The following is a 19,943-nucleotide window of genomic DNA, read 5'->3' on the forward strand; positions in this document are numbered from 1 at the left end:
CTTATCTCATCCCAAACAGTTGGATTAACCATTCTTCCGTTCTTGACATTAAAGCGGATTCCCAACAGCTTCGCGTGAACAGGTGGTCAGCATCCGGAATCAATTGTACCGAACATCCCTTGCGCTCCAGCAAGCCGCGGCTGGACAGCGTCAATGTATCCAGCTTCCCGTAAATTCCCAGGATCGGGAGGTCGGGAAAAGGGCGCTCATCAGAAAAAGTAAACTTATCACTCTCTGTCAGCAAATCTTTATTCAGCCATACTCCATAACCGATATTAAATACCATTTGACCATTTACACGATACAAGCGCCTGATCACATGTTTCTTTTCCATCTGTTCCCTGGCGACAATCCCGTTCCACAGGCAGACCCCGGCAAGATCCCGCTCATACTCAGCAGCAGCTAAAGCCGTCTTAGCCGCTGCACTAAATCCCAACAATACAATTGGCCCCCCTGACATGCGGCGACTGCGAATCTCTTTTATCAAAAACAAAATCTGCTCCAATTGCTGATCAAGCGTCACTTCATAAAAGCAGCCGTCACTGACTCCCGATCCATAAAAATCAATCCGCAAACTGGCAATGCCCCGTTTTTGCAGAATTCTAGCCATGCGTACCGGGAGGCGCCGGGTATCTACCCGGTCACCGGGTATGCCGTGCAGAAAAAAAATGAGAGGGGCATGAAAGTGGCTCACTTGATGCAGAATTCCCAATAATGAAGAACCTTTCCAATCAAATTGAACAGGTATCTCCAACTCTTACACCCCAATACCCACGTATTTTTCCAGAATCGACAATATACTGCCAACGGTTTGAAAGTTATCACCCGTAATATCTTCATCCTTAAAGTGAAAGCTCAGTTTCTCTTCCAGTAAAATAACCAGTTCCATAATCATGAGGGAGTTAAAGCCGAGATCCAACAATGAACTTGTTTCGGAAATCTCCCCCTGAACATCGAGGGAGCGAAAAACTTCAATCACTTTTTCCAACACAGGTATTCCTCCTTATTCATTCTTTTTTTAAGCTTGTCCATCACTTTCGGGTGGTCTTCATAAAAACGCAGAAAAAACAGCAGTCCTTTCAAAATTCTCTGTACATCTTTCATCCGCGAATAAAATCTGTAATTCTCAGCGAAATAGGCAAGGCGGCGGACACACCTGGCCTGGAGAATTATTGGCAACAACTCAACCCCGGCAGTGTGCAGTTGATTGACACTAACATACCCCTGCAAAAACTGTACACATTGTTCCGGGTTTACCCGGATCGTTCCGTTTGTCTGCCCGACGCTGAAATACATAAGTGCCGCATCGGCTACATCTTCCAGCGGGTGACCCCAGGACATGTCCCCAAAATCGATGCATGCAACAATTTTCCCGCAGGATGTGAGTACATTATTGGGGTTAAAATCACCATGAATCCATTGGCTGCCGGACTTGAGAAACTCCGCCAGATGTTCCGCCTCCATAAAGCTCTTTTGAATCAGCGGTATTTCACGGCAGATCTGATGATCTAATTCTGTCTTCGCTTTTAAAGGTAACTCCTCAAGCCAGGGAAGCAGCCGCTCTTTTATCTGATGAATATCCTGCAATGAAGCCAGCCAGGGCGTTCCGTTGATGTCGCATCTTTTCATGCTTAAGTGGAGACGCGCAAGCATTTCCCCCGCTCCCTTCACATTTGGGTTGGCTTTTTCATCATGGGGGATAAATTGAAAACATGTGAACAGCCTTCCTTTATAGGCAAAGCCGCTTTTTCCGTCCTGTGTGGGAATCATTTCAGGAATTGGCAGCAATTCAGATCGCAAATGGCGATGCATCTTCTGTTGCAGATTCAAATGGGAAACCTCTTGCTGGCTGGGACAGCATTTGATAAAAAACCATTTCCCGCCTTGATCCCTTACCCGGTAATTGGACATAAACATCCGTCCCTCCAGGGCGATCACCCCGGCAGGCTGAATACCAAAAGCCCGAGCAATCCGGTCATCAAACATTCATATCCCCCCTTCTATCTTCTCTTTAATTGGTAACCAATGCTTTTGGCAATAGTGCGGCATAGGATTGGGGCAGTGTTTTCATCATGGAGACCAGCTGTTGTTCATCACCGCGCCGCCAGGCTGAGTGGGCCTGCAGGATATTCACAAAATGCTGCCAGTAGGGTTCTTGAAGAGTACCATCCACAACCCCATGGAGACGGAAGCTTTCTTCAATCTCCAACAGCTTTCTGAGGCTGGGCCACGGATCGGTCGGCATCTCCGCCATTTCACAGGATTCATACGCAGATGTGCAAAGGATATCCTCAGCCATCGGCAAATGTCTGTCATAAATATGCATACTTCCGGCAAAATGGCTGTAGGGCCCCATTTCCAGACCAAGTTCGCGGCTCATCACTTCCTGAAGCATCGTAAAGCTGAACACATCGTAGGCGGTGCCCCAGATGATATCATTTGATCTCATGTTGACAATGCATTCCAATTTGCGGTTGCGAATTAAAAATTGAATATAACAAGTACATGGAACATCTTTTGAAGGAACAGACAGATCGGCCGGAACATGTATGGTCAGGACAGCCTGTCTCGTATCAGGGTCCTTCTTGAGCAACCGGACAACCGCTTCCCATTGAACAAAGCCTGTAAGCTCATCTGAAAACAAACGCTTTCCGTAAGCTCCGTGTAAAGTTTTTCCGTCGTCCGAAAAATCGGGGTATCTTTTGTTATAGTAGCTGATGATGTCACAGCGGTTACTGCCCCGCAAATACCAGAGCCATTCACCCACAGCAAACATAAGATTCATCTTTCTGGCCGGATTGTAAATTAGCCGGGACCTGGGGGAGTTGAGCCGAAATCCGAATGCCGTCAATTCGTGGATCCACATTCCCCGCGGTTTCACCCGCTGTCCCTTTTCCAACAGCCTGCGGATCACCATCTCCTGTATTTCATCCATTGTATTTCCTTCAATAAAAATCATCGCGCCTCACCCTTTTTCTCTATTTGTTCAATTTGGTCGAGAAGAGGGAGGATATGTACAAGTGACTTAATATTGTGCAGCCGATCCGATTCCGGCAGCGTTGCCGGCTCATGCTCATGATATCCCCAAACTCTGATCACCTTCATGCCAAGCGTCAGGCTATGCTCCACATCTGTTAAAATCTCATCGCCAACTCCCCAGGCTTCTTCTGGTTGAATGCCTACGCTGTGCAAAATGGTTTCTAATTGCTGGACACTCTTTCTCGATACAATGAAAATTCGCTCAAAGAATTCGTTCAGCCTGGCTTCCTTTATCTTTCTCTTTTGTAAATCTTCATCACCACGCGTATACAAAATTAACCGATGCCCTCTATTCTTCATCTCGGTAAGAACTTTTCGGGCCGACCAGACAAGCCGGTAGCGATGGTTATAAACTTTTTGCATAATTGCTGCAAAGACATCTCTGGCTTCATCCTCAACCTTTAATCCGTGACGGTTCATCAGTATGCAATAGGTTTGAAACATAGAAATCACAAGCCGCTCTTTGGATACATCCAATGTTTTTCGATTCTCCCAATCAATTTTATTAAGCAGTTGGATAATTTCCTCTGGGGATTGTTCAACCCCTGCATCAATCAGAGTTTGGGCAAACTCTTTACGTGCTTTTTCGTAAATGGCTGAGGTAATCAATAATGTATCGTCCAAATCGAAAATGAACCACGCCATACTCTCACGCCCTAGCTTTTGATTGCATATCGCTGCACTTTACCCGAATGTGTTTTCGGAAGGCTTTTTACCAGTTGCACCCTTCTTGGCACTTTATGTATATCAAGCTGATCAATACAGAACCGTTTGAGCTGATCTTCACGGATCGGCGAACCTTCTTTCGGAACGATATAAGCGACAGGCACTTCCCCGAGCAAACTGTTTTCTTCTCCCTTAACACAAACTTCCTTGACAGCGGGGTGGCTCAATAACAACTCTTCAATCTCTTCAGGGTAGATGTTCAGTCCTCCGCTGATGATGATGTTCTTTTTCCTGCCAACCAAATAGATATATTTCTCCTCATCATATCTGGCCAGATCGCCGGTATATAACCAGCCGTTCCTGATCACCGAGGCCGTTTCTGCTGGCCTTTTATAGTAACCTTTCATGACGTTGTCGCCTTTTACGATAATTTCCCCCACTTCTCCGACAGCCGCATCCGTACCGCTTGTATTAATAATTCTTACCTGCACACCAGGGATAGGTTTTCCCACTGAACCAGCCTTGCTCCGGGAATCACCAGGCAGGAGGCATGTGATTCTCGGGGAGGCCTCCGTTTGTCCATAAGTCTGGACAAATCCGATGTGAGGCAGCTTCTTTTGCAGTTGTTGCAGCTTTTCTGCCGGCATTCTTCCCCCGCCAAAGCATAAGATTCTTAAAGAACTGAGGTCATATTGAGAGAGATTCTGATAAGACAGCAGGGAAAGAATAAAGGAAGGAACAGCGGTAAAATTGGTTACCTTATCTTCCTGAACCTGTTGACAGAACTTATGGGGTGTGAAGATCCCATCCATGATCACGATCGAGGCACCAAGATACAGATGAGTCAGAAATTGAGCCGTATGGCAATATCCAAAGCTCATAGGAAGGGAAATCAAAGTGCGGTCATCTTCAGTCAGTTTCAAAGAATGAATGTTGGAGCGGATGTTTGTGAGTAAATTTTTATGTGTCAGCATCACTCTTTTCGGGTAACTGGTCGTGCCTGATGTATGGAGCAAAATAGCGACATTTTCTTCTTGGCCGGGTACTGCTTGTCCAATTTCATCCGTTTCCCGTTCCCTGTCGTACGGTGGCTCTTTCCGATACTCATCCATATCGAAAATTTTTAACCGCCCGGTCCCCGTCAATGGCCCGGTTAATTTACTTTTATGCCCACAGTTCGTGATCACCCACTCAACATCACAATAATCTATCGTACTGATCATCTCTCTCAGTTTCGCGTGTACATGAATGGGGACGATAATCCGGCCCAGCAAAGAGACGGCGAAATAAGCAATTGCATAATCAAGTGAGTTGGGTAAGAAAATGCCTATATTAGTTCTTGCCTCGTCACTGGTAACTGTACGCTGAAGAAGAGTATGGTAGTAATTGCACTGTTCGTAAAGATCCCGGTAAGAAATTTTCCCGCCCTTATAAATGATTGCAGTCCGTCCTGACGATCTCCACTTCCCCAAAATATCCCTTACTAACACTACATTTCCCCCCCATCTTGATCCCGGTTTTTCAAAACGTAAAAACCGTTCCTTTTCTAATAAAAATAAAATCATTCTTTTTTCGATAACAGCTGATCAATGCTTTAAATACTTACAAAAGCAATATTTTCTTTGGTTATAAGTGTACATTTTTTAATGCAAATATTCAAATATTAAAAAATATTTTTGTTCCTGCTTCTGATTGTGATAATTTCATGACAACAGCCGATTTTTAAGATCAATCCTTTGCTGTTGCGAATAATTCTTCGCAATTTTATCGGGAATTAAAAAATTACTGCAAAATTTGTTTCTAGCAGAGGAAAAATATTGTAAGATTAAGTTGGAGGTGGATAATTTGAAAGATTTGGACTTTATTCAACTGGGTAAAATATTGCGCCGAAAGCGTAAAGAGCAGGGTCTCCGTTTGGAGGACCTGGCCGATGACCAGATTTCCCCCTCAACCATCAGCAGTATCGAACGCGGACGCTCCAATGTAAACGAGGAAAAGGTCAAACATCTCTGCGGGAAACTGCAGATAGACATGATGCAATTTCCTGATCTCATTCAGGAAGAAAAACAGAGACTGGAAAAAAAGACTAAACAGATCAACTGCATTGAAACCGCAATCGATTTGATCAGTCCTGATAAAGGGTTGGAAAAACTGAGGCAACTGGATGCGGATACAACAGAGCGATTTGCAGCTACCATTGAATATTTGAAAGCCAGATGTTATTTTCACAAACAAAATTACACCAAAGCTCAGAATCACTTCTGGGAGACGATTCGCATTGTCGATGAAACCCCTGAACTGGTAAAAACTAATCTTAAAGCCGCCAGCCTCAGAGATCTCGCCCGTATCACTTTCTACGACAAAGGGGATCTCTGGCAGGCGCTGAAATACACCGATGAGGGAATCAAGGCTTTTGTCGAAAAGGGTGACAGACCCGTTATCTACTATTATCTGCTTGTCAATAAAGCGATGTACCTGGATAAAATGAAACGAAATGAAGAAGCCATTGAAATCCTGAAAGAGTTGTGGAAGAATCTGCATCAAATCACCAGTCTAAAAGTGATTATCAACATGTTTGAATTGCGGGCCTCTCTTCTCAACGATTCTCAAATGTATAAGGAAGCGATGGAATACGCTATGATGGGAATTATGATTGCCCGTGAAAACAAAATCCCTGATAGAGCCCTTGAATTATTAACATTGCTGGGCGAAATACATATGAATATCCAGGACTTAGAGACAGCAGAAAATTGCTTTCTCATGGCCGTTGAGTTAAAAAACCGCATCAAAAAACACCAGCAGTACCTGCTTATCACCACCTATACAAAAATTGCCCGGTTACACATCAAACAGAAAAGATATAAAGAGGCGAAAAAATTTTTGGATGAGGCAATTACCATCAGCAAGACCAAGGAAGCTGTTGACTCTCTGAGAAATAATGAGGTATTAACCGCAATGGGTGATTATTTTCTGGCAATAAGAGAACACTCCGAAGCGGCGGTCTGGTATAAACAATCCCGGAAAATGGCGGAAGAACACGGATATTGTCCTCTGCTCAAAGAAATTCTGTTGAAACTGCTTAAATGTCTGGAACAGACGGATCAGGAGGAATTTCAAAAGTGTACGTTTGATCTGTATCGATTTGAAATCGAAGCAGAGAAGCATAAAGAAAAGTTAAAAAATGAGATAAAAATGAAAAATGAACTGGTCTGAGATTGGGGCAAAAAGATAAACTCAGCATTCAACATTCGTTTGAATGGCCGAGTTTATCTTTTTGCTTTCATGTAGAAAACATTTATTTATTTGAATGAGAATGATTGCCATGACTCTCCTGTTTCTTTGCATCCACAATCTCATACACTTCCCGCCAATCGTGGATCCGTCTGAGCGGGTGTGGAAAATCGCGGTTGTAAACAGCATCAACAATGATGGTAGGAATCCGATTTTGAAGCAACGTTAACAAATGGTTGGGAGCATCCTCAAAAAAAAGCTCAATGCCAATTTCTTTTGCCACTTTTCCTTTATCCTGGGCATTCATGATTAAGTTGTCACCATTATATGGGAAACCATGTTTTTTTAGCCACTCTTTTGTGACATCGACGATTTTTCTCATTCCCGGACGTGCGGTAATAAAATAGATTTCATGACCCATTCTCACCAGTTCATTCAGAACTTCTACAGAATGATTAAGAGGAATCCCCAGCGAATAGATTTGATCTTCCAGCTTTCTCCATAATTTTCTTCCTTCCCGAGGGGTCAGGCCGTAGGCCTGGTCCAAGTAAAAATCTGTTACATCCTCAACCCGGACGGAGCGGTTCAACTCTTTATTGTAAACTTCCACAGCCGCCCGATGCGTATCTTTAATTGTGCCGTCAATATCCACACCAATCCTCATCACATTTCGCCTGCCTATACCATATTCCTTCATAGAAAATTCCCCAAAAGCAGCATCTTAATGCGCATAAAAAAAGAGCCCCGTTATGCCGTGCTCCTTAGTTTTGAACCTGCTCTCTCGCAGGTGGGTGCTCTGCACCTGTATTTGCGGTTCCGCTCATACGAACGGCTGCCACGAGCACAGATGACCCCGAGCTCCCTAAGTAAAGGTGTTGGTTACAAAACGTCAGGGAACACGAACATCGCAGGACTTCTTCGTGATTTTATGTTATCAAATCTGAGACAGGAGTTCAAGAGCAGGATACTTTTGGGAACAAAGAATTACACTGTTTTTTGCGGCTCCCGCAAGCAGATATTCAGCTCTTCCAGCTGTTTCTCATCCACAGGCGACGGGGCTTCCGTCAGCAGGCAACTGGCACTTGCTGTCTTCGGAAAGGCGATACATTCCCTCATATTGCTGTGGCCGCAGAGAAGCATGACAATCCGGTCAAAGCCAAAAGCGATTCCTCCGTGAGGCGGAGCCCCGTACTCAAATGCCTCCAGGAGAAACCCGAACTTTTCTTTCGCTTCCTGCATAGAAATACCCAGGGCATCAAACATCAGCTCTTGCACTTCCCGTTGATAGATGCGCTGGCTCCCGCCGCCAATCTCATAACCGTTCAAAACCATGTCATAAGCTTTGGCCCGTACCTTGCCCGGTTCCGTTCGCAACAACGGGATATCTTCTTCCATCGGCATCGTAAACGGATGGTGCATCGCATAGTAGCGTCCATCTTCTTCGGAATACTCCAGCAGCGGGAATTCAGTGATCCAGGCAAATTTAAACTGGTTTTGGTTGATCAGTTTTAATTCTTTAGCGATACGGAGGCGAAGCTCGCCAAGCACATTAGCCACCACTTTTGCCTGATCAGCGACGAAGAAGAGCAAGTCACCCGTTTTCGCCTGTGTGGCTTTACTGATCTCCGTGATTTCCTGCTCAGACAGGAACTTGGACACAGAACCTTTTACTCCGTCTTCTTTGAAAGCAAGCCAGGCTAATCCCTTCGCTCCTAACTGTACTGCCACTTTCCCCCAGTGATCTATCTCTTTGCGGCTCCATCCGGCACAGCCTTTTACATTAATCGCTTTCACCTGCCCCCCGCCGGCAATCGTTCCGGCGAATACCTTAAAAGAGGTTTGGCGAAGCACTTCTGACAGATCGATCAGTTCCATTCCGAAACGCAAATCCGGCTTGTCAGACCCGAATCGGTTCATCGCTTCCCGGTAAGTTAAACGTTCAAACGGAGTTTTCACTTCTGCACCGATCGTTTCCTTGAACAGCCTGGACACCATCTCTTCCATCATGGAAAGAAATGTTTCCGGAGGAAGGAAAGAGGCTTCAATATCGATTTGTGTGAACTCCGGCTGCCTGTCGGCACGCAAATCTTCGTCACGGAAACAGCGGGCAAACTGGAAATACCGCTCCATTCCGGCAACCATAAACAATTGCTTAAACAGCTGCGGGGATTGGGGAAGTGCATAGAAAGAGCCTTTCTGAACGCGGCTGGGAACCAAATAGTCCCGGGCCCCTTCAGGGGTGCTTTTAGTCAGCATCGGTGTTTCCATTTCAATAAACCCATGCTCATCCAGAAAGCGGCGCACCACTTGCATCGCACGGTGGCGAATGAAAAGAGTTTGTTGCATTTTGGGGCGTCGCAGATCTAAGTAGCGATATTTTAAGCGAACCGCCTCATCAATCTCTGCCTGATCCTGAATCATAAACGGCGGTGTTTTAGCCGGATTGAAAATATGCACCTTTTCACATTGTACCTCTACTTCTCCGGTAGCCATTTTCGGATTAACCGTCTCCGGAGATCGGGCCACAATCTTTCCGGTGACAGACAGCACATACTCACTCCGCACCTTTTCTGCCACCCGGACGGCTTCAGGTGAAATTTCCGGATTGAATACGACCTGCACAATGCCTGAGCGGTCACGCAAATCGATAAAGATTAATCCTCCGAGATCGCGCCTTTTTTGCACCCAACCGTTTAAGGTTACCTTTTGCCCCACAATCTCTTTCGTACATTTTGACGCCTGATGTGTACGATGAACACTTTCCATTCAAACCACTCCTATGCCTTGCTTAATTTTTGTTTGAGGTAATCGGTTAGTTGATTGATCTCAACCAGTTCCTGTTCCCCAGTGGCCATTTCTTTGACTTGAATTTTACCCAGGCTTAACTCCTCGTCACCCAGAATCGCGGTAAAACGGGCCTTTGCACGGTCGGCTGCTTTCATCTGGGCCTTGATCTTTCGATCCAAATAATCCCGGTCCGCCGAATAGCCCGCCATTCGCAATTGTTGCAGGATTTTTAAGGAATGCGCTTTTGCCTCTTCACCCATGGTCACGATATAACAGTCGATTCCCGTATCAACGGGCAACCGGACACCCTCTTCTGTTAATGCTAAAAGTACCCGCTCCAAGCCGATGCCAAATCCCATTCCCGGCATCTCCGGGCCGCCAAACTCTTCTACCAGCCCGTTATACCGCCCGCCGCCGCCAATTGTGCTTGCCTGGGCTCCGGGGATATCAACCATGTATTCAAATGCCGTAAGAGTATAATAGTCAAGTCCCCGGACTAACCGATCATTGACGACATAAGGCACACCAAGGAGATCTAAGTACTTCTGCAGCGCTTGAAAGTGCTGTTCACTTTTTTCGTTTAAGTAATCCAAAATGGAAGGCGCTCCGGCCACAATTTCTTTGGTTCGCGGATCTTTGCTGTCTAAAATCCGCAATGGATTCCGATAAAGGCGTGATAAATCATGTTTACTCAGTTGATCTTTATAAGGCTCAAGATATTCAATCAGCTTTTCCCGATAAACAGAGCGGCAATCACGGTCTCCGACACTGTTAATCTCAACCCGCGCCCCTTTGATTCCGAGCGACTCAAAATATTTCATTCCCAGCGCGATCACTTCCGCATCCAGAGCCGGATCAACACTGCCAAAGACCTCAACGCCGAACTGGTGGAACTGGCGATAACGCCCTGCCTGCGGGTTTTCATAGCGGAACATCGGTCCCATATAAAACCATTTAGTCGGTTGCGGCTGTGCAAACACTTTATCCTGTACAAATGCTCGTACAACTCCGGCCGTTCCCTCCGGTCGCAAGGTAATATTCCTGTCGCCCCGGTCCTTAAATGAATACATCTCTTTTTCAACAATATCGGTTGTCTCTCCCACTCCTCTTTGAAAGAGTTCAGTCATTTCAAAGATAGGAGTGCGAATCTCTTTATAATCAAAGCGGCGACAGATCTCCCTCGCCCGAGTTTCCATTAACTGCCATTTTTCTACTTCCCCTGCCATCACATCAAATGTTCCGCGCGGCGCCCGGTAAGTCATAGGGACAACCTCCTCACTTTTTTGTTTTACAATACAGGAGACAAATCTCCCGCCCCTCTGAAATTAAAAAATCTCCCGCCACTGACTTATTGTCAGGGACGAGAGATTGGTTTAACGATGTTAAATATCCCGTGGTACCACCCTTTTTGAAAATCGATGGACGATTTCCCGCTCTGTCCTGTTATCGCCAGGAATACGTCTAAGTCTACTAACCTTGTCAAAACAGGCTTTCGGTTAGAACCTCCGGGTGTCTTTCCCCGATCCGTAACATAGAGAACCTTTCAGCCTGAGAGTTCTCCTCTCTGGTTGTCCGTAAAACGGGTACTTTTCCCTTCACAGGTGGATGATATTTACTTCAAAAGGATGTATTTAAGAGGATATTCTAATGATAATATCCCATTTTGTCAAGAATAAAAAGTTCATTTTCACATTTTTGTAATAATACACTGGAAGCGGATCTGTTAAGCCTTCAATTCCTTTTCAATATTTTCCCGAATCCGTAATACTTGACCCGGTACCGCTTAACGATCAATCAAACAACTGTGTTATATTAATCGTTAGATATCAGTTCAGGACATCGGAGAAACATTCTACCCTTTCGACGAAAAGGAGGTTGTTAACGTGAAACTGTTTGTACTCCTGGGCAGTATCAATATGGCTCTCGCCATTGCCATTGGAGCTTTTGGCGCCCATGGCCTGGCAGGAAAAGTGACAGACAAAATGCTGGCCTATTGGAACACCGGGGCCCACTACCATATTATCCACGGATTAGCTTTGCTTTTCATCGGCCTCCTGATTTCCAAAGCAGGTGAAAACGCCTCTTCGCTCCAGATCGCGGGCTGGTTGATCTTAGCAGGTATTTTCTTCTTTTCCGGCAGTCTTTATGTGATGGTTCTCACCAATGTTAAGGTATTGGGGGCGATTACCCCAATCGGCGGCGTTTCTCTGATTGCGGGCTGGATCTTAGTGGCTGTTGCTGCTTTGAGGCACCTGGGATCGTAACAGGCGGGTTAGTTGCAACCCGCCTGTTTTGTTTACATGATCAGCTAAAAGGGGCTTAGAGAAATCGCTTATTCACAAAACGTTGCGGCGGGCTGAACAGTTCTTTTTGCTCTTCTGTTTCCGTGTGCAGATTTGCCAGATATTCTTCCTGTCCGGCTCTGCCATGAAGAATTATCTGCTGCTGAAAAGCGGTATCTTTCGGAAACCGGCGCATAAAACAAACCCTCTTTCCATCTGAGTTTGTTCCTAGCATCCCCGGTAAGGCTTGTCCTACTCATTTTTTAAAGATGGAATGGAGTTTCCATCACTTCCTGCTGTTACCGGCTGATCGCCTCATTTATTTTATACAGCGCATAATGCAGCAAATCGGCATCTCCGGATGTTTGGGCAAAAGTATTGGCTGCTTTGTACTGTTTTGTTTGAATATAGGCGTCTACAATTATCTTGCTTCTGCGCGGGTCCAACTTCACTTTATCCTGTAACTGAAGGATTGTTTCCGGATCTTGTCTTAAGACCGCCTGTTCAAAGCGAACCACGGGCAGGTCTGATTTTAACTCTTTGATTCCCCGGATATTTTTTTTGGCGATATAATCATCAACAACAACCTCAGCAAAATCAGGGTCCAGCTCAAGTGCTTTTTGTCCTTGACCGGCATATAGATAGGCAAACAGAACCTTTTTTTGATCATCCCTGTCAAGCTGGTGGAAATCCAGCTGCTCAAATTCATGAACTGCTTTTTTATATTCTTTTAATGAAATATAATGGTACCCCCTGGTTAAGGCGGGAGGTTTGCTTGTCTTTTCTTTTGGAGGCACTGGTGCTTTGGCAGACACAGCCGGAGATTTTACAGGTGGTTTACCGGATTGCTGATACAGGTAACCCGCAGTAAAAGACAGAAAGATGGCAGAGCAGAACAGAGCGGTTATTAGCAGCTCTCTCTTCGATAAGCGGCTCTTTTTGATTAACGGCTTCTTTTCCTTAGTGAAACGAAAAAGCAGTCCTTGCCCCTTACTTCTTTTTACCTTTTGATCCTCCAGTTTGATGAGCTCTTCGATCTCTGACCGGACCATCCGATACAAATCCTGATATGTTTCCGCCTTTAATACCTGCTTTACAATCCAGAAGTCACCATTTCTGACTTTTTGTACAGCATAGTCCCATCCGTTTTCTCTTAATCTATCGAAAGAAGCATCACTGAAAAGAAAAACAATTAAGCGTTTCACCTGTTCAAAGATTGGCTCCTCTTCATACCCCACCGCAGGAAGCAGATTTTTCACCCCACAATATAATACTTTCACCAGTCCGTCGGGATTTACATAGAAATTGAGGGGCTGGAAAACGGTATTCAATTGATTCCGTTGTTCAAAAAATTCCCCAAGTTTGGCTAAATTCTCAGTGATGTTGAGTTTCGTAACCCGGTCCGTCTTTTTCCGGTTTATGCTTTCCAGGGAAACAAAATCCGGTTCCACCTTGTACTTCAGGATTAGAAATTGCTCATCTTCAGAAAACCAGGCCGTGGATTGAAAGCTTGTACCTTCCGTATAAAAAATGGGTTCCAATTCTTGAATCGTACGAACCACCATGCATTTTGCAGGAATTTTAAATCGGATCTTATTTTGATTGATCACCAGTGTACCATGATTAAAACTTTTTCTTTTCATATCATCACCCTCACAGATGATGCATGTGAATGATAAGTCCGCTCCATCAGCCCCATTGTATTGTCAGGTTGGCCATACATTTAAAATCAACCTTAATTGAAAATATACACCATTTCTTTTGGTTCATACCTGCTCCCACTGGAGGAGATCAACTACAGAGTAATGTAATCATTTCTATTATTAATAATAATTGTTCAAAGACAGACTCTTTTCCTCTATTTCAAATTAAGTTTTCCTCTGTTTCGTTTATCAAAAATGGGACCACCTTCCAGTGTGGTCCCAAGTTGTGTGAACGATATAGCCATTGAAACGGGGGAGAAGTCTCATTCGCAAATCTAAAACACCCTGATCAATATCTTACTTATTCAAGACAGCTTCCATATGTTTGGCCACGTTATCTGCATGGAATCCGTATTCTTCCATCACTTTTCCGCCCGGAGCCGAAGCGCCGAACCGGTCAATGCCGATCACAGATCCCGAGTCACCGACATAGCGGTCCCATCCCATCGGATGAGCGGCCTCAACAGCAAGACGGGCGCGAATGTCAGGCGGCAGGATTGAGTCGCGATACTCGGCCGGCTGTTGGTCGAAGAGCTCCCGGCACGGCATGCTGACCACCCGCACTTGAATTCCTTTTTCCAATAATTTCTTCTGTGCTTCAATCGCCAGGCTGACTTCCGATCCGGTAGCAATAATAATTCCTTGCGGATTGCCGTTTTGAGCTTCAGAAACAACATAAGCTCCCTTCGCAATGACCTCTTTATCTTTGCCAACGGTTCCTTCAAGGATTGGCAGGTTTTGCCGGGTAAGAATCAGGGCCACCGGGTGTTCTTTCTGGCTCAGGGCATATTGCCAGGCTGCCACCGTTTCGTTGGCGTCAGCAGGGCGGATCACACGCAGTCCCGGAATCAGGCGGAGAGCGGGAACCTGTTCTACCGGTTCATGAGTAGGTCCGTCCTCACCGACAGCAATGCTGTCATGGGTGAATACGTACACAACCGGCAGTTTGGACAAAGCTGCCAGACGGATCGACGGTCGCAGGTAGTCGGAGAAAACCAGGAAAGTTCCGCCATAGGCACGTACCCCCCCATGAAGCAGCATTCCGTTTAAAGCTGCCCCCATGGCATGCTCCCGTACTCCGAACCAGATGTTGCGGCCGGAATAATCTTCGGCATGGAAGATCCCTTCTGCTTTCATCAAGGTATTATTGGAGGAAGCCAGGTCAGCCGATCCGCCGATCAGCGCAGGTACAGCTTTGGCTAAAGATTGCAAAGCAACACCCGACGCGGCGCGAGTTGCCATTGCTTTATCACCAACCTGGAATTGGGGAAGATCCTGTTCCCATTTTTCCGGAAGTTCTTCGCGAATGGCCTGGTGAAGTTGTTTGGCCAGCTCCGGATATTGAGACTCATACTGTCTCATCAAATCACGCCAGGCCGCTTCTTTTTCTGCCAATTTGGATTGCAGCGCGGCAAAATGTTCTCTCACCTCTCCAGGAACGTAGAATGCCTCATCAAATGTCCAGTTATAAGCTTTACGCACCTCAACAACTTCTTCCCGGCCCAGCGGTTTTCCGTGTACTTCTGCGGTACCGGCACGGTTGGGGCTGCCATAACCGATGATGGTGCGAACTTCAATAAGTGTGGGACGATTCTGCTCTTGCTGTGCTTCTTCAATCGCACGCCCAATCGCCCCGATATCATTTCCGTCTTCAACGCGAAGCACTTGCCAGCCATAGGCTTCAAAGCGCTTTTGTACGTTTTCTGTAAACGAGTGAGCCAGTTCACCATCGAGGGAGATATCATTGGAATCGTACAGAGCAATCAATTTGCCCAGGCGCAGATGCCCCGCCAGAGAGCCGGCTTCTGCAGCTACGCCTTCCATCAGGTCCCCGTCGCTGCAAAGGACATAGGTATAATGGTCAACTACCGGAAAACCATCACGGTTGTATGTAGCAGCTAAGTGAGCCTCAGCCATTGCCATTCCCACGGCGTTGGAAATCCCCTGCCCAAGGGGTCCAGTTGTCGCTTCCACTCCGGGGGTATGTTTGACTTCAGGATGTCCGGGGGTGAGGCTTCCCCATTGACGGAAACGTTTCAATTCATCCAGAGGAAGATTGTAACCAAACAGGTGAAGCAGACTGTATAGAAGAGCTGATCCATGGCCCGCGGAAAGCACGAACCGGTCACGATTAAACCAGTCCGGATTGGACGGATTGTGGTTCATATAGTTTACCCACAGAGTATAAGCCATCGGAGCAGCTCCCATCGGCAAACCTGGATGGCCGGAATTGGCCTGTTCAATCTGGTCAATCGACAGCATTCTTATGGTATCAATGGATAGTTGATCAATCTTTGTCACTGCAGCCTCTGCTACTAAAAACATAGACAAACATGTCCATATCTAGAGTTTTCCTGTTTCAACCAGCTCTGCCTCGCCGCTTACTCGCTACTACAGTTTGCTATGGCTGTCCACAGGCGTAAATTCCCGACCAGCCATCGGTACATATATATGATTTTCGTTATGTGATCATCATGTATGGATTTTAGACTTGGTTTTCGTCTTAGGACATGTCTTTTCTATATTTTGTAGCAGATTTCCTCCTTTCAAATTTAAAATATGAGTATATTTTCTACACTGGTCTACATTTGACTATTTTTTGGATGCTGTTAACTACCTCCTTTTGACTATTTTGAACGGGTATCTCTGCTATTATAGCATATCCATTTTGCCTGTTTTTTCTGTGAAAGTGTCAACGAATCATAGAACGGAGAAATCATATTTGCGACGAGTGACTTTAGCCCCCGCTACAGAACGGAGTCGCACAGGGACAAGAAGTTCTAAGAGTTGAAAATCTAAGAACCTCTATGCCTCAATATCATTTCGGAGCGGGTCCACTGAGATAACTTTCATTCCCAGACTTGTGTCTATCAGTCATGAGAGTTTTCTGTGAAAGTGTCCAATCAGATGTTGCAACTGTATTATTTGCTTTCCAGTATCAAGGTGACGGGGCCGTCATTGGTGAGTGACACTTGCATCATCGCCCCGAATACACCTGTCTCCACCTTTATTCCATACCCGCGTAATAATTCATTAAACCGGTCATAAAGAGGGGAAGCTGTTTCCGGTCTGGCGGCAGCCATAAAATTGGGACGCCTTCCCTTGCGGCAATCTCCGTAAAGAGTAAATTGAGAGACAGATAAAATACTGCCTCCTGTATCGAGAAGCGATCGGTTCATTTTTCCTGCTTCATCCTCAAAGATGCGGAGATGCACTACCTTTTCTGCCAGGTATTTCGCATCTGCTTCCGTGTCCCCGTCCGTAATGCCGACAAGTAACAGAAGCCCGTCTGAAATGGCTCCTGTTACTTGCTCATCTACAGTCACTTGTGCTTCTTTTACTCTCTGCAGCACGATCCTCATCCATTTTCACCCTTACTGTATGATCCGGCGCACACTGTAGATATCCCGGACCTTTTTCACACGTTCTACTACTGACTTTAAGTGGTTGATATTTTGGATTCCGAGACGAATGTGTATTGAAGCAATTCCCCTTCGGTCACCCTTTGCACTCACTGCGGACAAATTGGTCTTTGAATCGTGGACGGCTTGTAATACCTCATTGAGCAAACCAATGCGATCAAATCCGGAAACCTCAATATCTACTTGATAAAAATGAGTGGAGTTACTGTCCCATTCCACTGAAATCCGGCGTTCCTCCGGTACGGAGGCCAGGTTTGGACAATCGGCGCGATGAACCGTCACCCCTCTGCCCTGTGTGACATAACCGGAAATATCATCACCGGGGACAGGATTACAACATCTGGATAACCGAACCAGAAGGTTATCTACTCCTTTAACCCGAACCCCCTGGTCAATCTTGCGGTTTTTTCTGGGTAACGATTTTACTTCCGGTAAAACGACCGGGCTTTCTGTCTTCATACCGTCCGTCAGCCGGTGCACCACCTGGGCAGTGGAAATGCCCCCATAGCCAACGGCAGCAAACATATCATCCTCATCCTGAAAGTTAAATTTGCCGGTTGCTTCGCTGATCCGCTCCGGTGTCAAAACCTCCCCCACATTATAATCATGCTTCTTCAGGAGCGCCTCGACCATTTCTTTCCCTTTTTCAATACTTTCCTCCCGGCGTTGTTTTTTGAACCAGCTGCGTATTTTATTGCGTGCCTGGGATGATTTCACTATCTTGATCCAATCCTGACTGGGACCGTAACTGTGCTTTGAAGTAAGAATTTCCACAATATCCCCGGTGTTGAGTTTGTAATCGAGCGGGACAATTTTTCCGTTTACTTTCGCACCGATACATTTGTTTCCAATCTCGGTGTGGATTCGATAAGCGAAATCCAGCGGCACGGACCCCGCCGGAAGCTCAATCACATCTCCTTTGGGTGTAAATACGAAAACTTCATCGGAGAACCAATCCATTTTTAAACTCTCGACAAACTCCTGCGCATCTTTGGTCTCCTGTTGCAGTTCCATCATTTCACGGAACCATTTTAACTTCTCGGCAAAGTTGTTCTTCTGGACATCATTTCCCTCTTTATACGCCCAGTGGGCAGCAATTCCGTACTCTGCCGTGCGGTGCATATCCATTGTGCGAATCTGTACTTCAATCGGTTCACCTTTCGGACCGATCACTGTGGTATGCAAAGATTGATACATATTGGTTTTCGGCATGGCAATATAATCTTTAAAGCGTCCGGGCATCGGTTTCCAGATAGTATGAATAACTCCCAGCACCGCATAACAATCGCGAACGGTATCAACAATAATGCGGACGGCCATCAAATCGTATATTTCATTGAACTCTTTGTTTTGAGAAACCATTTTCCTGTAAATGCTGTAAATGTGTTTGGGCCGGCCTGATATATCTGTCACCTTTACTTCCATCTCGTCGAGACGGCTGCGAAGGGCACTGATAATCTCATCCAGATACTTTTCACGCTCCGCCCGTTTCTTTTTCATCAGGTTGACAATGCGGTAATACTGCTTGGGATTCAAATAGCGCAAAGAGATATCTTCCAGTTCCCACTTGATCTTGGAGATCCCCAGCCGGTGCGCGAGCGGTGCAAAAATCTCCAGTGTTTCCTTCGATTTTTGACGTTGCTTATGCTCCGGCACATATTTTAATGTCCGCATGTTATGAAGCCGGTCGGCCAGCTTAATCAGGATGACCCGGATATCCTGGGCCATGGCAACAAACATTTTGCGGTGATTTTCGGCCTGGTGCTCTTCGTTTGATTTAAACTTCATCCTCTTTTTCAGCTTGGTGACTCCATCTACCAAATGCCTGACTGTTTCGCCAAACTCATCCTCGATTTGATCCAGCGTGACTCCGGTATCCTCAACCACATCGTGCAGGAGAGCAGCGGTCAGTGTTGTGATGTCCATTTGCAATTCAGCCAGTATTTCCGCAACTGCCACCGGATGATGGATATAGGGTTCACCCGATTTACGTACCTGCCCCTGATGAGCGAGCTCTGCAAACCGATACGCTTTTTCCAATTGCTCTATATCTGACTCACTTAAATATGCTGCCACTTTTTCAAGCAATTGCTTTATCGGCATAGTTTACTCATCACCCGTACCCCAAAAGATTTTCCTATTATTATCACTCAAGGGAATAGGAAAGTAAAGAGTCGGGAAAAAGCCCTTATACAATATAAAGCCGGCTGGTGAACAGCCGGCTTTATATTTACTGCCAGTCCCGATGATGTTTCCTCTCTTTGCGCATTCGCAGCTTTGCTTTGGAAAATCCTCCCGTCTGTTTGCGAACATACAAGTAGATCGCTGACAGGATCACCGCATCAATCGTGACCATGATATATACAAGGAACTGATCTTCGGTCGTAAACATAAGAATTGGACCGACGACAACTGCCCCGTATGCTGCTATCTCAAAAGAGAACAACAACATTTTCCACACTTTTTTAAAATACTCGCGAATGACAAATTCACCTGGACTAAACATTTCCCGAAATAAGAGGACAAGGAGTCCAATCATCCACAGGATTAATGAAATAAAAAAAATCCGGGCAAATCCGCCGATAAAAGCAGAAAAGCCTTCTTGAATCGCTTCCACTCAGCTTTCTCTGCTACTAAAAACATAGACAAATATGTCCATATCTAGAGTTTTCCTGTTTCAACCAGCCCTGCCTCGCTGCTTACTCGCTACTACAGTTTGCTATGACTGTCCACAGGGTAAATTCCTGACTAGCCATTGGTACATATACATGATTTCGTTATGTGGTCATCATGTATGGATTTTAGACTTGGTT

Annotated in this window: 17 protein-coding genes and 1 other RNA gene; 2 read left to right on the forward strand and 16 right to left on the reverse strand. The window is 45.7% G+C overall.

Features of this window, described 5'->3' with window-relative positions; all coding sequences use genetic code 11:
- Nucleotide 1 precedes the first annotated feature (1 nt).
- From I8U27_RS01795 to I8U27_RS01820, 6 genes are read right to left on the reverse strand one after another with little or no spacing between them, the layout of a single operon-like run.
- Nucleotides 2-754, reverse strand: coding sequence for an alpha/beta fold hydrolase (locus I8U27_RS01795; protein WP_181750209.1), 753 nt, complete (start codon nt 752-754; stop codon nt 2-4).
- 3 nt (nt 755-757) lie between these two features.
- A complete protein-coding gene (locus I8U27_RS01800) occupies nt 758-991 on the reverse strand; it encodes an acyl carrier protein (RefSeq protein WP_181750208.1) in 234 nt (77 codons plus the stop codon).
- Nucleotides 976-1,986, reverse strand: coding sequence for a phosphotransferase enzyme family protein (locus I8U27_RS01805; RefSeq protein WP_181750207.1), 1,011 nt, complete (start codon nt 1,984-1,986; stop codon nt 976-978). Before I8U27_RS01805 ends, I8U27_RS01800 begins: the two co-directional genes overlap by 16 nt.
- A 25-nt stretch (nt 1,987-2,011) precedes the next feature.
- Nucleotides 2,012-2,959: a thymidylate synthase gene (locus tag I8U27_RS01810; RefSeq protein ID WP_181750206.1), complete on the reverse strand. Its 948-nt coding sequence runs from the start codon at nt 2,957-2,959 to the stop codon at nt 2,012-2,014.
- Entirely contained in the window at nt 2,956-3,684 is a 729-nt protein-coding gene (locus tag I8U27_RS01815; protein ID WP_181750205.1) for an HAD family hydrolase, read from the reverse strand. Before I8U27_RS01815 ends, I8U27_RS01810 begins: the two co-directional genes overlap by 4 nt.
- 11 nt (nt 3,685-3,695) lie before the next feature.
- Nucleotides 3,696-5,195, reverse strand: a complete 1,500-nt coding sequence (locus I8U27_RS01820) for a class I adenylate-forming enzyme family protein (RefSeq protein ID WP_181750204.1) — start codon at nt 5,193-5,195, stop codon at nt 3,696-3,698.
- 355 nt (nt 5,196-5,550) lie between these two features.
- Here I8U27_RS01820 and I8U27_RS01825 point away from each other — a divergent pair, with 355 nt between their 5' ends.
- Nucleotides 5,551-6,918, forward strand: a complete 1,368-nt coding sequence (locus I8U27_RS01825) for a helix-turn-helix transcriptional regulator (protein ID WP_181750203.1) — start codon at nt 5,551-5,553, stop codon at nt 6,916-6,918.
- 82 nt (nt 6,919-7,000) lie between these two features.
- On the opposite strand, the gene I8U27_RS01830 is transcribed toward I8U27_RS01825, so the two are convergent.
- From I8U27_RS01830 to hisS, 4 genes are all read right to left on the reverse strand, one after another.
- On the reverse strand, nt 7,001-7,633 hold the full coding sequence (locus tag I8U27_RS01830; protein WP_181750202.1) for a 5' nucleotidase, NT5C type: 633 nt from the start codon (nt 7,631-7,633) through the stop codon (nt 7,001-7,003).
- Between the two features lie 40 nt (nt 7,634-7,673).
- Nucleotides 7,674-7,853, reverse strand: a non-coding RNA gene (ssrS, locus tag I8U27_RS01835) — 6S RNA.
- A 67-nt stretch (nt 7,854-7,920) separates the two neighbouring features.
- Nucleotides 7,921-9,702, reverse strand: coding sequence for an aspartate--tRNA ligase (gene aspS, locus I8U27_RS01840; protein WP_181750201.1), 1,782 nt, complete (start codon nt 9,700-9,702; stop codon nt 7,921-7,923).
- An 11-nt stretch (nt 9,703-9,713) separates the two neighbouring features.
- Nucleotides 9,714-10,985: a histidine--tRNA ligase gene (gene hisS, locus I8U27_RS01845; protein ID WP_181750200.1), complete on the reverse strand. Its 1,272-nt coding sequence runs from the start codon at nt 10,983-10,985 to the stop codon at nt 9,714-9,716.
- 621 nt (nt 10,986-11,606) lie between these two features.
- Between hisS and I8U27_RS01850 the strand changes: the two genes are divergently transcribed.
- A complete protein-coding gene (locus tag I8U27_RS01850; RefSeq protein ID WP_181750199.1) occupies nt 11,607-11,987 on the forward strand; it encodes a DUF423 domain-containing protein in 381 nt (126 codons plus the stop codon).
- 55 nt (nt 11,988-12,042) lie between these two features.
- Here I8U27_RS01850 and I8U27_RS01855 read toward each other — a convergent pair whose 3' ends face one another.
- The 6 genes from I8U27_RS01855 to I8U27_RS01880 all read right to left on the reverse strand — a co-directional run bounded on the left by I8U27_RS01855 (nt 12,043) and on the right by I8U27_RS01880 (nt 19,747).
- Nucleotides 12,043-12,201, reverse strand: a complete 159-nt coding sequence (locus I8U27_RS01855) for a hypothetical protein (protein WP_181750198.1) — start codon at nt 12,199-12,201, stop codon at nt 12,043-12,045.
- Nucleotides 12,202-12,304: 103 nt separating this feature from the next.
- Nucleotides 12,305-13,648: a type VII secretion protein EssB/YukC gene (locus I8U27_RS01860; RefSeq protein WP_181750197.1), complete on the reverse strand. Its 1,344-nt coding sequence runs from the start codon at nt 13,646-13,648 to the stop codon at nt 12,305-12,307.
- Between the two features lie 357 nt (nt 13,649-14,005).
- The gene (tkt, locus tag I8U27_RS01865) at nt 14,006-16,033 is read right to left on the reverse strand and encodes a transketolase (protein ID WP_181750196.1); all 2,028 of its coding nucleotides are present in this window, start codon (nt 16,031-16,033) and stop codon (nt 14,006-14,008) included.
- Between the two features lie 596 nt (nt 16,034-16,629).
- Nucleotides 16,630-17,070 (reverse strand): D-aminoacyl-tRNA deacylase, encoded by a 441-nt coding sequence (dtd, locus tag I8U27_RS01870; RefSeq protein ID WP_181750195.1) that lies wholly within the window; start codon nt 17,068-17,070, stop codon nt 16,630-16,632.
- Between the two features lie 12 nt (nt 17,071-17,082).
- On the reverse strand, nt 17,083-19,233 hold the full coding sequence (locus tag I8U27_RS01875) for a RelA/SpoT family protein (RefSeq protein ID WP_181750194.1): 2,151 nt from the start codon (nt 19,231-19,233) through the stop codon (nt 17,083-17,085).
- A 127-nt stretch (nt 19,234-19,360) separates the two neighbouring features.
- The gene (locus I8U27_RS01880) at nt 19,361-19,747 is read right to left on the reverse strand and encodes a hypothetical protein (RefSeq protein WP_181750193.1); all 387 of its coding nucleotides are present in this window, start codon (nt 19,745-19,747) and stop codon (nt 19,361-19,363) included.
- Between the last annotated feature and the right edge of the window lie 196 nt (nt 19,748-19,943).

Origin of the sequence: Paenactinomyces guangxiensis (assembly GCF_016055185.1) — a bacterium.
Taxonomy (GTDB): Bacteria; Bacillota; Bacilli; order Thermoactinomycetales; family Thermoactinomycetaceae; genus Paenactinomyces; species Paenactinomyces guangxiensis.

Excerpts from the sequence above, each read along its gene's own strand:
- I8U27_RS01805 (WP_181750207.1), bottom strand. The coding sequence starts at position 1,986 with ATGTTTGATGACCGGATTGCTCGGGCTTTTGGTATTCAGCCTGCCGGG.
- I8U27_RS01830 (WP_181750202.1), bottom strand. The coding sequence starts at position 7,633 with ATGAAGGAATATGGTATAGGCAGGCGAAATGTGATGAGGATTGGTGTG.
- I8U27_RS01815 (WP_181750205.1), bottom strand. The coding sequence starts at position 3,684 with ATGGCGTGGTTCATTTTCGATTTGGACGATACATTATTGATTACCTCA.
- hisS (WP_181750200.1), bottom strand. The coding sequence starts at position 10,985 with ATGACTTACCGGGCGCCGCGCGGAACATTTGATGTGATGGCAGGGGAA.
- I8U27_RS01875 (WP_181750194.1), bottom strand. The coding sequence starts at position 19,233 with ATGCCGATAAAGCAATTGCTTGAAAAAGTGGCAGCATATTTAAGTGAG.
- dtd (WP_181750195.1), bottom strand. The coding sequence starts at position 17,070 with ATGAGGATCGTGCTGCAGAGAGTAAAAGAAGCACAAGTGACTGTAGAT.
- I8U27_RS01855 (WP_181750198.1), bottom strand. The coding sequence starts at position 12,201 with ATGCGCCGGTTTCCGAAAGATACCGCTTTTCAGCAGCAGATAATTCTT.
- tkt (WP_181750196.1), bottom strand. The coding sequence starts at position 16,033 with ATGTTTTTAGTAGCAGAGGCTGCAGTGACAAAGATTGATCAACTATCC.
- I8U27_RS01810 (WP_181750206.1), bottom strand. The coding sequence starts at position 2,959 with ATGATTTTTATTGAAGGAAATACAATGGATGAAATACAGGAGATGGTG.
- I8U27_RS01860 (WP_181750197.1), bottom strand. The coding sequence starts at position 13,648 with ATGAAAAGAAAAAGTTTTAATCATGGTACACTGGTGATCAATCAAAAT.
- aspS (WP_181750201.1), bottom strand. The coding sequence starts at position 9,702 with ATGGAAAGTGTTCATCGTACACATCAGGCGTCAAAATGTACGAAAGAG.